Genomic DNA, 13513 nt, shown 5'->3' with positions numbered 1-13513 from the left:
TACGCAACGGGGTGGCCGCCCTCAGGACCTGTCAAGCGACTCGCTTACTGGTTGTACGGACCGTAGTCGTAGTCCTCCAGCGGGACGGCCTGGCCGGAGCCGGTGCCGAACGGCGAGTAGTCGATGTCCTCGTAGCCGACGGCCGAGTACATCGCGGCCTTGGCCTCCTCGGTCGGCTCGACCCGGATGTTGCGGTAGCGGGACAGGCCCGTACCGGCCGGGATGAGCTTACCGATGATGACGTTCTCCTTGAGGCCGATGAGGCTGTCGGACTTGGCGTTGATCGCCGCGTCCGTCAGAACTCGGGTCGTCTCCTGGAAGGAGGCGGCCGACAGCCAGGATTCCGTCGCCAGCGAGGCCTTGGTGATACCCATCAGCTGCGGACGGCCGGAGGCGGGGTGACCGCCCTCGGTGACCACACGACGGTTCTCGGTCTCGAACTTCGAGCGCTCGACGAGCTCGCCCGGCAGCAGCTCCGCGTCGCCGGACTCGATGATCGTCACGCGGCGGAGCATCTGCCGGATGATGATCTCGATGTGCTTGTCGTGGATCGACACACCCTGCGAGTTGTAGACCTTCTGGACCTCGCCGACCAGGTGCACCTGGACCGCACGCTGGCCGAGGATGCGCAGCACGTCGTGCGGGTTGGTGGCACCGACGGTGAGCTTCTGGCCGACCTCGACGTGGTCGCCCTCGCCCACCAGCAGACGGGCACGCTTGGAGATCGGGAAGGGGATCTCGTCGCTGCCGTCGTCCGGGGTGACGACGATCTTCTTGGTCTTCTCGGTCTCCTCGATCCGGACCCGGCCCGCGGACTCCGAGATCGGGGCGACACCCTTGGGCGTACGGGCCTCGAAGAGCTCGACGACACGGGGCAGACCCTGGGTGATGTCGTCACCGGCCACACCACCGGTGTGGAAGGTACGCATCGTCAGCTGGGTACCGGGCTCACCGATGGACTGGGCGGCGATGATGCCGACCGCCTCACCGATGTCGACCAGCTTGCCGGTGGCGAGCGAGCGGCCGTAGCAGAAGGCACAGGTGCCGACCGCGGACTCGCAGGTCAGGACCGAGCGGGTCTTGACCTCCTCGACGCCGTGCCTGACCAGCTGGTCGATGAGCACGTCACCGAGGTCGACGTTGGCCGGCGCGATGACCTTGCCGTCGACGACGACGTCCTCGGCCAGCATGCGGGCGTAGACGCTGGTCTCGACGTCCTCGGTCTTGCGGAGGACACCGTCGGCGCCCCGCTCCGCGATCTTCAGCTTGAGGCCGCGCTCGGTGCCGCAGTCCTCCTCGCGAATGATCACGTCCTGCGAGACGTCCACCAGACGACGGGTCAGGTAACCCGAGTCGGCGGTACGCAGGGCGGTGTCCGCCAGACCCTTACGGGCACCGTGCGTGGAGATGAAGTACTCCAGCACGGACAGGCCCTCGCGGAAGGACGCCTTGATGGGACGCGGGATCGTCTCGTTCTTGGCGTTGGACACCAGACCACGCATACCGGCGATCTGACGCATCTGCATCATGTTTCCTCGGGCGCCCGAGTCGACCATCATGAAGATCGGGTTGGTCCGCGGGAAGTTCGCGTTCATCGCCTCGGCGACCTCGTTGGTCGCCTTGGTCCAGATCGCGATGAGCTCCTGCGTGCGCTCGTCCTTGGTGATCAGACCGCGCTCGTACTGCTTCTGGACCTTCTCGTCCTGCGCCTCGTAGCCCGCGACGATCGCCTTCTTGGCCTCGGGGACCACGACGTCGGAGATGGCCACGGTGACACCGGAACGGGTCGCCCAGTGGAAGCCGGCCGCCTTCAGGTTGTCGAGCGTCGCCGCCACGATGACCTTGGGGTAGCGCTCGGCGAGGTCGTTGACGATCTCGGAGAGCTGCTTCTTGCCGACCGAGTAGTCGACGAACGGGTAGTCCTCGGGCAGCAGCTCGTTGAAGAGCGCGCGGCCCAGCGAGGTCCGCAGCCGGAACGAGTCGCCCGGCTGGAACTCGCGCTCCGCGACGCCGTCGTCGCCCTCCTCCGAGACCGGCGGCACCCAGCCGCGCGGCGGGATGGTGCCCACCGGGAAGCGGATGTCGACCTTCGCCTGGAGCGACAGCTCGCGGGCGTCGAAGGCCATGATCGCCTCGGCCGTGGAGCCGAAGGAGCGGCCCTGTCCGACGACGTCGCGCTCCTCCTCGTCCGTGGTGAGGAAGAACAGGCCCAGCACCATGTCCTGGGTCGGCATGGTGACCGGACGGCCGTCGGCCGGCTTGAGGATGTTGTTCGAGGACAGCATCAGGATGCGGGCCTCGGCCTGCGCCTCCGCGGAGAGCGGCAGGTGCACGGCCATCTGGTCACCGTCGAAGTCCGCGTTGAACGCGGTGCAGACGAGCGGGTGGATCTGGATGGCCTTGCCCTCGACCAGCTGCGGCTCGAAGGCCTGGATGCCGAGGCGGTGCAGCGTGGGCGCACGGTTCAGCAGGACCGGGTGCTCGGCGATGACCTCTTCGAGGACGTCGTACACGACCGTGCGGCCGCGCTCGACCATCCGCTTGGCCGACTTGATGTTCTGCGCGTGGTTCAGGTCGACCAGGCGCTTCATCACGAACGGCTTGAAGAGCTCCAGCGCCATGGCCTTCGGCAGACCGCACTGGTGCAGCTTGAGCTGCGGACCGACGACGATCACGGAACGCGCGGAGTAGTCCACACGCTTGCCGAGCAGGTTCTGACGGAAGCGACCCTGCTTGCCCTTGAGCATGTCGGACAGCGACTTCAGCGGACGGTTGCCGGGGCCCGTGACCGGGCGACCACGACGGCCGTTGTCGAAGAGCGCGTCGACGGCCTCCTGGAGCATGCGCTTCTCGTTGTTCACGATGATCTCGGGCGCGCCGAGGTCGAGAAGCCGCTTCAGGCGGTTGTTGCGGTTGATGACGCGGCGGTACAGGTCGTTCAGGTCGGAGGTCGCGAAGCGGCCACCGTCCAGCTGCACCATCGGACGCAGGTCCGGCGGGATGACCGGCACGCAGTCGAGCACCATGCCCTTGGGCTTGTTGCTGGTCTGCAGGAACGCGGAGACGACCTTGAGGCGCTTGAGCGCACGGGTCTTCTTCTGGCCCTTGCCGGTGCGGATGATCTCGCGGAGGCGCTCGGCCTCCTCGTCGAGGTCGAAGGACTCCAGGCGCTTCTGCAGCGCGGCGGCGCCCATGCAGCCGTCGAAGTACGTGCCGAAGCGGTCACGCAGCTCGCGGTAGAGCAGCTCGTCGCCCTCCAGGTCCTGGACCTTGAGGTTCTTGAAGCGGCTCCACACCTCGTCGAGACGGTCGATCTCGCGCTGCGCACGGTCGCGCAGCTGCTTCATCTCACGCTCGGCACCCTCGCGCACCTTGCGGCGCACGTCGGCCTTGGCACCCTCGGCCTCCAGCTCGGCCAGGTCGGTCTCGAGCTTCTTGGCGCGGGCTTCCAGGTCGGCGTCGCGGCGGTTCTCGATCTGCTGGCGCTCGACGGAGACGTGCGCCTCCAGCGACGGCAGGTCGCGCGTACGGCGCTCCTCGTCCACGAACGTGATCATGTACGCGGCGAAGTAGATGACCTTTTCCAGGTCCTTCGGCGCGAGGTCGAGGAGGTAGCCCAGGCGCGACGGGACGCCCTTGAAGTACCAGATGTGGGTGACGGGAGCGGCGAGCTCGATGTGGCCCATCCGCTCACGGCGCACCTTGGCGCGGGTGACCTCGACGCCACAGCGCTCACAGATGATGCCCTTGAAGCGGACACGCTTGTACTTGCCGCAGTAGCACTCCCAGTCCCGGGTCGGACCGAAGATCTTCTCGCAGAAGAGTCCGTCCTTTTCGGGCTTGAGCGTGCGGTAGTTGATGGTCTCCGGCTTCTTCACTTCGCCGTGGGACCAGGTACGAATGTCGTCCGCGGTGGCGAGGCCGATCCGCAGCTCGTCGAAGAAGTTGACGTCGAGCACTTGTCGTCAATCCCTCTTTCGGGGGTTCGAGCCCCCTCGCGTCAGGCGAGAAATCGGGGCACTTCAGCAATGGTCTGAACGGGTCCGGGGAGAGCCGGCCGGATCACGGGGATCCGGCCGGCCAACCCGTCAGACCTCTTCGACGCTGCTCGGCTCGCGCCGGGACAGGTCGATACCGAGCTCCTCCGCCGCGCGGAAGACGTCCTCGTCGGTGTCGCGCATCTCGATGGACATGCCGTCCGAGGACAGCACCTCCACGTTGAGGCAGAGCGACTGCATTTCCTTGATGAGCACCTTGAAGGACTCGGGAATGCCCGGCTCGGGGATGTTCTCGCCCTTGACGATGGCCTCGTAGACCTTCACGCGGCCGGTCACGTCGTCGGACTTGATGGTCAGGAGCTCCTGGAGGGCGTATGCGGCGCCGTATGCCTCAAGGGCCCACACCTCCATCTCACCGAATCGCTGTCCACCGAACTGCGCCTTACCACCGAGCGGCTGCTGGGTGATCATGGAGTACGGGCCCGTCGAACGCGCGTGGAGCTTGTCGTCGACGAGGTGGTGCAGCTTGAGGATGTACATGTAGCCGACCGAGACCGGGTCCGGGAACGGCTCGCCGGAGCGGCCGTCGAACAGCTGGGCCTTGCCGGAGGGCTGTACCAGGCGGTCGCCGTCGCGGTTCGGGATCGTGGCCTCGAAGAGACCGGAGATCTCGTCCTCGCGCGCACCGTCGAAGACGGGGGTGGCGACGTTGGTGCCGGGGGCGACCTGGTCGGCGCCGATGGCCTGGAGCCGCTTGGCCCACTCGTCACCGAGGCCGGAGACGTCCCAGCCGCGGCTGGCGAGCCAGCCGAGGTGGATCTCCAGGACCTGTCCCGGGTTCATTCGGGACGGGACACCCAGCGGGTTGAGGATGATGTCGACCGGGGTGCCGTCCTCGAGGAACGGCATGTCCTCGATCGGGAGGATCTTCGAGATGACGCCCTTGTTGCCGTGACGGCCGGCGAGCTTGTCACCGTCGGTGATCTTGCGCTTCTGCGCGACGTAGACGCGGACCAGCTGGTTCACGCCCGGCGGCAGCTCGTCGCCCTCCTCGCGGTCGAAGACGCGGACGCCGATGACCTTGCCGATCTCGCCGTGCGGGACCTTCAGCGAGGTGTCGCGGACCTCGCGCGCCTTCTCACCGAAGATCGCGCGGAGCAGGCGCTCCTCGGGGGTCAGCTCGGTCTCACCCTTGGGCGTGACCTTGCCGACGAGGATGTCACCGGCGACGACCTCGGCACCGATCCGGATGATGCCGCGCTCGTCGAGGTCGGCGAGGACCTCCTCGGAGACGTTCGGGATGTCCCGGGTGATCTCCTCGGGGCCCAGCTTGGTGTCACGGGCGTCGACCTCGTGCTCCTCGATGTGGATCGAGGAGAGGACGTCGTCCTGCACGAGGCGCTGCGACAGGATGATCGCGTCCTCGTAGTTGTGACCCTCCCACGGCATGAACGCCACGAGCAGGTTCTTGCCGAGGGCCATCTCGCCGTTCTCGGTGGCCGGACCGTCGGCGAGGACCTGGTCGGCGACGACCCGGTCGCCCTCGGAGACGACGACCTTCTGGTTGACCGAGGTGCCCTGGTTGGAGCGCATGAACTTGGCGATGCGGTACGTGGTGTACGTGCCGTCGTCGTTGGTCACGGTGATGTAGTCCGCGGAGACCTCCTGGACCACACCGTCCTTCTCGGCCTTGAGCACGTCGCCGGCGTCGGTGGCGCAGCGGTACTCCATGCCGGTGCCGACGAGCGGGGCCTCCGACTTAATCAGCGGCACCGCCTGACGCATCATGTTCGCGCCCATGAGGGCACGGTTGGCGTCGTCGTGCTCCAGGAAGGGGATCATCGCGGTGGCGACGGACACCATCTGGCGCGGCGAGACGTCCATGTAGTCGACGTCCGTGCCGGGCACGTAGTCGACCTCGCCGCCACGGCGGCGGACCAGCACGCGGGACTCGGCGAACCGGAGGTCGTCGGTCAGCGGCGCGTTGGCCTGCGCGATGACGAAGCGGTCCTCCTCGTCGGCGGTCAGGTAGTCGACCTCGTCGGTGACCTGGTCGTCGACGACCTTGCGGTACGGCGTCTCGATGAAGCCGAAAGCGTTGATCCGGCCGTAGGAGGCCAGCGAGCCGATCAGACCGATGTTCGGGCCTTCGGGCGTCTCGATCGGGCACATGCGGCCGTAGTGCGAGGGGTGCACGTCACGGACCTCGAACCCGGCCCGCTCACGGGAGAGACCACCCGGGCCGAGCGCGTTGAGACGACGCTTGTGCGTCAGCCCCGACAGCGGGTTGTTCTGGTCCATGAACTGCGACAGCTGGCTGGTGCCGAAGAACTCCTTGATGGAGGCGACGACCGGCCGGATGTTGATCAGGGTCTGCGGCGTGATCGCCTCGACGTCCTGGGTGGTCATGCGCTCGCGCACGACGCGCTCCATACGGGCGAGACCCGTACGGACCTGGTTCTGGATCAGCTCGCCGACGTTGCGGATGCGGCGGTTGCCGAAGTGGTCGATGTCGTCGGTCTCGACGATGATCGACCGGCCGGACTCGCCGACCGTCTCGGTCTCACCGGCGTGCAGCTTGACCAGGTACTTGATCGTCGCGATGACGTCGTCGCTGGTGAGCACACCGGCGTCGAGCGGCTCGTCGGCGCCGAGCTTCTTGTTCACCTTGTAGCGGCCGACCTTCGCGAGGTCGTAGCGCTTCGGGTTGAAGTAGAGGTTCTCCAGCAGCGTCTGAGCGGCCTCGCGGGTGGGCGGCTCGCCCGGGCGCAGCTTGCGGTAGATGTCGAGCAGCGCGTCGTCCTGGCCCTGGGTGTGGTCCTTCTCCAGGGTGGCGCGCATGGACTCGTACTCGCCGAACTCCTCCAGGATCTGCTCGGTGGTCCAGCCGAGAGCCTTCAGGAGAACGGTGACGGACTGCTTGCGCTTGCGGTCGATGCGGACGCCGACCATGTCGCGCTTGTCGATCTCCATCTCCAGCCAGGCACCCCGGGACGGGATGATCTTGGCGGAGAAGATGTCCTTGTCGGACGTCTTGTCGATGGAGGAGTCGAAGTAGACGCCCGGCGAGCGGACCAGCTGCGACACGACGACACGCTCGGTGCCGTTGATGACGAAGGTGCCCTTGTTGGTCATCAGCGGGAAGTCGCCCATGAAGACCGTCTGGGACTTGATCTCGCCGGTTTCGTTGTTGGTGAACTCGGCGGTGACGAAGAGCGGGGCGGCGAACGTGAAGTCGCGCTCCTTGCACTCGTCGATCGAGTTCTTCGGGGGCTCGAAGCGGTGGTCGCGGAAAGTCAGCGACATCGACCCGGAGAAGTCCTCGATCGGCGAGATCTCCTCGAAGATCTCTTCCAGGCCGGACTTGGTGGGGACGTTTTGTCCGCTGTCCAGAGCAGCCTCGACGCGAGCCTTCCATGCGGCATTGCCGAGGAGCCAGTCAAAACTCTCGGTCTGCAGCGCGAGGAGGTTCGGAACCTCGAGGGGCTCCTTGATCTTTGCAAAGGAGATGCGCAGCGGGGCAGTGCTGGCACCGTTGTTCGTATTCGCGGTCGAGGCGTTGCGCGAGGCGGCCAAGAGGGGGTCCTTCCGAGGGCTCGGACTCACTACGCGCGTACCGGTCCCAAGCCGGACACGGTGACAGTCGAACCCCGACCCAAGCCAAAAGGCCAGGTCAGAGGCGATCAATCATCGGTGCTCAAGCGAGGGCATGCCCCTGGTGACGGGCAGGAGGCAGCTAACAGGCAGCGCAAAGGGTCAGTGTAGCCAAAAGGCACACTGATGTCCAGTGGGGGTTCTCAGAGACCCACGTCGCTCTCAACAGCTGTTCTCAACACCCATGGCTAGAACCTTTGCGCGCGATGCGCTCTTCTTTACTGCCCGCTCCGTCCACGATCCATGCCTCGAATCCCGGATCGTTGTGACGACGCGTCCTGAGAATTGCGCGCCGCGTGCGGTTCGTCAAGGCCCTCCCCCGGGGAGGAGGCCCCGGGCCCTCCGTCCGGCGCCGGTCGGCCGCACCGCGAGGCAACAGCGATGATCACCATACTCGTCAACGCGGGAAGAGCAAGGCAGCCGCTTCGGGTACGCCGAAGGGCGACCACCCCGATGGGTGATCGCCCTTCGTCAGATGACGTCCGTGCCGTGCGGCACGGGGCGCCAGGAGGAGTCAGCAGACTCCCTGAGTCACTTGACCTCGACGGAAGCGCCGGCGGCCTTGAGGGACTCGGCAGCCTTCTCGGCGGCCTCCTTGGCGACCTTCTCGAGGACCGGCTTCGGGGTGCCGTCGACGAGGTCCTTGGCCTCCTTCAGACCCAGCGAGGTCAGCTCACGCACGACCTTGATGACCTGGATCTTCTTGTCGCCGGCGCCGGTGAGGATGACGTCGAACTCGTCCTTCTCCTCGACGGCCTCGGCAACGGCGCCCGGGCCGGCCGGACCGGCGACGGCGACGGCCGCGGCGGCGGTGACGTCGAACTTCTCCTCGAAGGCCTTCACGAACTCGGAGAGCTCGATGAGGGTCATCGTCTCGAACTGCGCGAGCAGGTCTTCCTGGGACAGCTTCGCCATGATGGCGTCCTTCCACTAATTCGGCAGGTGCCGGATGTACATGTAGGCGGGCGTACGTTCGGCCCGCTGCGACCGTCTCCCTGATGGGCGGCGGTCAATGCGCGAGCCGAGTTACTCGGCACCGCCCTGCTCGTCGAGCTTGACGCGAAGCGCCTCCGCGGTGCGGACGAACTTCGACGGCAGCGCCTGGAGGAGCTGAGCAGTCTGGGACTGCTTGCCCTTGAAGGCACCGGCCAGCTTGCTGAGCAGAACCTCGCGGGACTCGAGGTCCGCAAGCTTCTTGATCTCATCGGCGGACAGCGCCTTGCCATCAAGGACACCGCCCTTGATGATCAGGTTCGGGTTCTCCTTGGCGAAGTCACGAAGACCCTTCGCCGACTCCACCGGGTCACCGGTGATGAAGGCAACCGCCGTCGGACCGGTGAACTGGTCGTCGAGCGAAGTGATCCCGGCCTCGTTGGCCGCAATCTTGGTCAGCGTGTTCTTCACCACGGCGTACTGGGCGTTCTCACCGAGCGAACGACGCAGCGTCTTGAGCTGCGCCACGGTGAGACCCCGGTACTCGGTCAGCACGGCGGCGTTCGAGCTGCGGAACTGGTCCGCGAGCTCGGCTACCGCGGCAGCCTTGTCGGGCCTTGCCATGAGCGTCGGCCTCCTTCCGGGTGATGAGGACCGCTCAGAAGGGGCCGGGAAAGACGAAACGCCCCGGCGCAGGCGCCAGGGCGTAGCTCGACCGAAAAGAATTCCGGGAGCTTTCCACAGTCACCTGCGCAGGTCGTCCGTACTCTACGGATCCTTCGGCCACCGGCCCTCTTGCGAGAGCACGGCAACGACCAGCGGTCTTTGGCTTCTGTAGGAGAGTACGCGACCGTGGTCGCGCCGAGCAAATCCGTCCGGTCCGGGTCGGACCGGGAGCGTCAGGACGCGGCGCCGGCCGCCCCCTGCTGCTGCTTCAGCAGCTCGGTGAAGTCCACCGTGTCGGCGGCCGCGGGCCGCTCGACGGAGACCTTCGTCCCGTAGTCGCTGTAGTACACCGTGGAGTTGAACTCGCCGGTCTTCATCTGACCGCGCTCGACCTTCTTGACCAGCAGGTCGTTGGCGTCGACCCAGATGTCGACCTGCTCGGTGGTGATGCCCGCCGCGCTGAGCTGCTCCTTGAGCTCCTTCAGCTGGGCGGCGTCGAGCTCGGAGTTCTTCCCGGTCAGCGCGGCGACGTCGAGGGTGCCGGAGTAGTGGGTGGTCCGCACCCCGCGTACGTCCTCGGCGCCGACCTTCTTCACGTCGCCGGAGGCCAGCAGCGACTTCACGCCCTGCTCGGGGGTGGCGTTCTGGATCTGCTGCTTCATCGCCTCGCCGGAGGCGCCCGCCATCTTGGCGAGGTCGGCGTAGCGGTAGCTGATCCAGTGCTTGCCGCCGACCTGCTTGGCGAAGCCCTCGCCCATGTTGGCGACGTAGCCGTCCTTGAAGTACCGGGCCTGCATCGTGCCGTCGGCGCCGGACTGCTTCAGGGTGTCCGCCATGCTGCCGCCGGTGTAGGTGATCTCCATGGTGCCGGAGAGCCCGTCGGACCAGTCGACCGTTCCGGTCTGCTTCATGGACATCACGGTGCCCATCTCGGTGGTGCCCTCGATCTTGGCCGACCGCTCCCCGCCGGTCTTCTTCTCCACGCTGCGCAGCGCGGCGATCGGGTCGGCCTTCACCACACCGCCGGCCTTGTCGGCGGTCCCCCGGTCGGCGCTCTTGCCGCTGTCCGACCCGCTGCAGGCCGCGACCGACGTCAGCGCCGCCACTGCCGCCACCGACAGACACACGCGTCGCACGGTACTGGTCCTCATGTCAGCTTCCACCCCTCGTTCGGCTCCGTCGGGACCTCACGCTAACGCACGCCTCCGACACCGCCTTCGGTATTCGTATGACGTGAACGAGGACGGGCCCCGCACCTCGAAAGGTTGCGGGGCCCGTCCTTTGTCACACGTGACGCGGCCTGGTGCCGAGCGCGGAGGCTCAGACGGCGGCCGGGTCCTCCTCGACGAGGAGGTTACGGGTGCGGTTGGCGTCCAGCGGGATGCCGGGGCCCATCGTGGTGGCCAGAGCGGCCTTCTTGATGTAGCGGCCCTTGGCGGCGGACGGCTTCAGACGGAGGACTTCCTCCAGCGCCGCCGCGTAGTTCTCCACCAGCTTGGTGTCGTCGAACGACACCTTGCCGATGATGAAGTGCAGGTTCGAGTGCTTGTCGACGCGGAACTCGATCTTGCCGCCCTTGATGTCGGTGACAGCCTTGGCGACATCGGGGGTGACGGTGCCGGTCTTCGGGTTCGGCATCAGACCACGCGGACCGAGCACGCGGCCGAGGCGGCCGACCTTGCCCATGAGGTCCGGGGTGGCGACGACGGCGTCGAAGTCCAGGCGGCCCTTGGCGACCTCGTCGATGAGCTCGTCGGAGCCGACGATGTCGGCGCCCGCGGCTTCCGCGGCCGCAGCACGGTCACCGGTCGCGAAGACCAGGACCCGGGCGGTCTTGCCGGTGCCGTGCGGGAGGTTCACGGTGCCACGGACCATCTGGTCGGCCTTGCGCGGGTCGACACCCAGGCGGAAGGCGACCTCGACGGTGCCGTCGAACTTCGTGGTCGCGGTCTCCTTGGCGAGACGGACGGCCTCGAGCGGGGCGTAGAGGCGCTCCCGGTCGACCTTGGCGTCCGCAGCCCGGAGGTTCTTGCTGCGCTTCACTGCTGCTCCTGTGGTTTCAGAGTGTGGAGTCGTGGTGCGGGCCAGCGCTTGGCCCTACCACTGAGGACGTGAGGGGCTGACTCAGCCTTCGACCGTGATGCCCATGGAACGGGCGGTGCCAGCGATGATCTTCGACGCGGCGTCGAGGTCGTTGGCGTTCAGGTCGGGGAGCTTCGTCGTGGCGATCTCACGGACCTGGGCAGCCGTCAGCTTGGCGACCTTGGTCTTGTGGGGCTCGCCGGAGCCCTTCTCCACGCCCGCAGCCTTGAGGATCAGCTTGGCGGCCGGCGGAGTCTTCGTGACGAAGGTGAAGGAACGGTCCTCGTAGACCGTGATCTCCACCGGCACGACCATGCCACGCTGCGACTCGGTCGCGGCGTTGTAGGCCTTGCAGAACTCCATGATGTTGACGCCGTGCTGACCGAGCGCGGGGCCGACCGGCGGGGCCGGGTTGGCCGCACCGGCGTTGATCTGGAGCTTGATAAGCCCCGTGACCTTCTTCTTCTTGGGAGGCATTGCTCTCTCCGGGTCCTAGTGAGAGTGTTTCGCCGCCGTCCGGTCATCCGGATGGAGGCATACCGCACAACGATAACGGGTATAGCTGCGCGACCAAAAACCAAGCAGGTCAGACGGGCTTCTCAGCCGGTCTGACCTGCTCGGTAGGCATGTGTCCAGAATCAGCCGGGAGGCTCAGTTCTTCTGGATCTGGTCGAAGCTGAGCTCGACCGGGGTCTCGCGACCGAAGATCTCGACCAGGCCCTTGACCTTCTTCGAGTCGGCGTTGATCTCGTTGATCGTCGCCTGGAGCGTGGCGAACGGGCCGTCGGTGACGGTGACCGAGTCGCCCACCTCGAAGTCGAGCACCTGGACCTCGACCTTGCGGGCCGGAGCCGGCTTGCCCTCGGCCTCGGCGGCCTCGCGGGCGGCCTTCTCCTCGGCCTCCGGGGCGAGCATCTTGACGATCTCGTCCAGCGTCAGCGGGTACGGGTCGTAGGCGTTGCCCACGAAGCCGGTGACGCCGGGGGTGTTGCGGACGACGCCCCAGGACTCGTTCGTCAGGTCCATGCGCACCAGGACGTAGCCCGGGAGCTTGTTCTGGCGGACGTTCTTGCGCTCACCGTTCTTGATCTGGACGATCTCTTCCTCGGGCACCTCGGCCTGGTAGATGAAGTCCTCGACGTTGAGCGAGACGGCGCGCTGCTCCAGGTTGGCCTTCACGCGCTTCTCGTAACCGGCGTACGTGTGGATGACGTACCACTCGCCGGGCAGACCGCGCAGCTCCTCGCGGAGCGCCGTGACGGCGTCGACGGGGGCGGCCTCCTCGGCCTCCTCCACGTCCGCGTCCCCGGCCTCTTCCGCGGCTTCCTCGGCCTCGTCGGCGTGCAGGGCGGCTTCCTCGGCGGGCTCACCCGCGGCGGCGTCGGCAGCTTCGGCCTGGTCCGGGTCCTCGGCGTCCGCCGCCTCGACGATGTCGAGCTCGTCCTCGGCGGACTCGAAGGCGCCCGCCGTCGGCTCGACGGCGTCGTTCAGGTTCGGGTCAGACACGTGGCTGCTTCTTCCTGGAATACAAATGGGTGGAACATGCGAAAGGGGCGCCCATGAGGCGCCCTCCGCGGGATCAGCCGAAGACGTACTTGATGACCCGCTGGAATCCGAAGTCAATCACGGTCACCAGGCCGATCATGACGACGACGAAAGCAATCACCACAGTGGTGTACGTCGTCAGCTGGCTGCGAGAGGGCCAGACGACCTTGCGCAGCTCGGCGATGATCTGGCGGTAGAACAGCGCGAGGCGACCCAGAGGGCCCTTCTTCCCGCGCTTTCCGCCCTTCCGGGTCTTCTTCTTCGACTCGGGTACTTCATCCTCGGCATCAGGCATGTCGATGGAGCCCACGGCGTCCGTCACGCTTCTCACCTGATTCCGGGTCATGGCCGTGCCGCGCCCGGTGGAGCCGCACGGCGGTGCATTGAAGTACGTACATGCGCACACATCCTGGCGAAGGAGTGTGTAGCAGGGCCGGAGGGACTTGAACCCCCAACCGCTGGTTTTGGAGACCAGTGCTCTACCAATTGAGCTACGACCCTTTGTGGTTTCCACCAACCTACCGCATCTTCCCGGATGACTCCGATGCAGGAACGGTGCGGCTGGTGAAGGCCAACGACAGGTGAGTGTACGTGCTCATCGGCCCCGCGTCGAACAGATAGCTTCCGACAACTCC

9 protein-coding genes and 1 tRNA gene are annotated in these 13513 nt (G+C 66.5%); all 10 read right to left on the bottom strand.

Annotated elements, in window-relative coordinates; genetic code table 11:
- Positions 1 to 44: 44 nt before the first annotated feature.
- The 10 genes from ACWC97_RS31260 to ACWC97_RS31215 all read right to left on the bottom strand — a co-directional run bounded on the left by ACWC97_RS31260 (position 45) and on the right by ACWC97_RS31215 (position 13379).
- The gene (locus ACWC97_RS31260; RefSeq protein WP_352276123.1) at positions 45 to 3959 is read right to left on the bottom strand and encodes a DNA-directed RNA polymerase subunit beta'; all 3915 of its coding nucleotides are present in this window, start codon (positions 3957 to 3959) and stop codon (positions 45 to 47) included.
- 129 nt (positions 3960 to 4088) lie between these two features.
- Entirely contained in the window at positions 4089 to 7574 is a 3486-nt protein-coding gene (gene rpoB, locus ACWC97_RS31255) for a DNA-directed RNA polymerase subunit beta (RefSeq protein ID WP_352276121.1), read from the bottom strand.
- Between the two features lie 609 nt (positions 7575 to 8183).
- The gene (gene rplL / locus ACWC97_RS31250; protein ID WP_352276120.1) at positions 8184 to 8567 is read right to left on the bottom strand and encodes a 50S ribosomal protein L7/L12; all 384 of its coding nucleotides are present in this window, start codon (positions 8565 to 8567) and stop codon (positions 8184 to 8186) included.
- Positions 8568 to 8678: 111 nt separating this feature from the next.
- Positions 8679 to 9209, bottom strand: a complete 531-nt coding sequence (gene rplJ / locus ACWC97_RS31245; protein ID WP_352276119.1) for a 50S ribosomal protein L10 — start codon at positions 9207 to 9209, stop codon at positions 8679 to 8681.
- Positions 9210 to 9484: 275 nt separating this feature from the next.
- Positions 9485 to 10402: a hypothetical protein gene (locus ACWC97_RS31240; RefSeq protein WP_450652963.1), complete on the bottom strand. Its 918-nt coding sequence runs from the start codon at positions 10400 to 10402 to the stop codon at positions 9485 to 9487.
- A gap of 169 nt (positions 10403 to 10571) precedes the next feature.
- Entirely contained in the window at positions 10572 to 11294 is a 723-nt protein-coding gene (rplA, locus tag ACWC97_RS31235; RefSeq protein WP_352276115.1) for a 50S ribosomal protein L1, read from the bottom strand.
- A gap of 81 nt (positions 11295 to 11375) precedes the next feature.
- The gene (gene rplK / locus ACWC97_RS31230) at positions 11376 to 11810 is read right to left on the bottom strand and encodes a 50S ribosomal protein L11 (protein WP_006126872.1); all 435 of its coding nucleotides are present in this window, start codon (positions 11808 to 11810) and stop codon (positions 11376 to 11378) included.
- 174 nt (positions 11811 to 11984) lie between these two features.
- A complete protein-coding gene (gene nusG / locus ACWC97_RS31225) occupies positions 11985 to 12839 on the bottom strand; it encodes a transcription termination/antitermination protein NusG (RefSeq protein ID WP_450652960.1) in 855 nt (284 codons plus the stop codon).
- Positions 12840 to 12912: 73 nt separating this feature from the next.
- A complete protein-coding gene (gene secE, locus ACWC97_RS31220) occupies positions 12913 to 13200 on the bottom strand; it encodes a preprotein translocase subunit SecE (RefSeq protein WP_352276112.1) in 288 nt (95 codons plus the stop codon).
- 106 nt (positions 13201 to 13306) lie between these two features.
- Positions 13307 to 13379: transfer RNA gene (locus ACWC97_RS31215), tRNA-Trp, on the bottom strand.
- Positions 13380 to 13513: the final 134 nt, after the last annotated feature.

This window comes from Streptomyces sp. NPDC001108 (assembly GCF_053598535.1).
This window is presented reverse-complemented; position numbering and strand designations above follow the sequence as displayed.

Bases quoted from the DNA above. Each gene is read 5' to 3' on its own strand.
- rplL (WP_352276120.1), bottom strand. From the start codon at position 8,567: ATGGCGAAGCTGTCCCAGGAAGACCTGCTCGCGCAGTTCGAGACGATG.
- rplJ (WP_352276119.1), bottom strand. From the start codon at position 9,209: ATGGCAAGGCCCGACAAGGCTGCCGCGGTAGCCGAGCTCGCGGACCAG.
- ACWC97_RS31240 (WP_450652963.1), bottom strand. From the start codon at position 10,402: ATGAGGACCAGTACCGTGCGACGCGTGTGTCTGTCGGTGGCGGCAGTG.
- rplK (WP_006126872.1), bottom strand. From the start codon at position 11,810: ATGCCTCCCAAGAAGAAGAAGGTCACGGGGCTTATCAAGCTCCAGATC.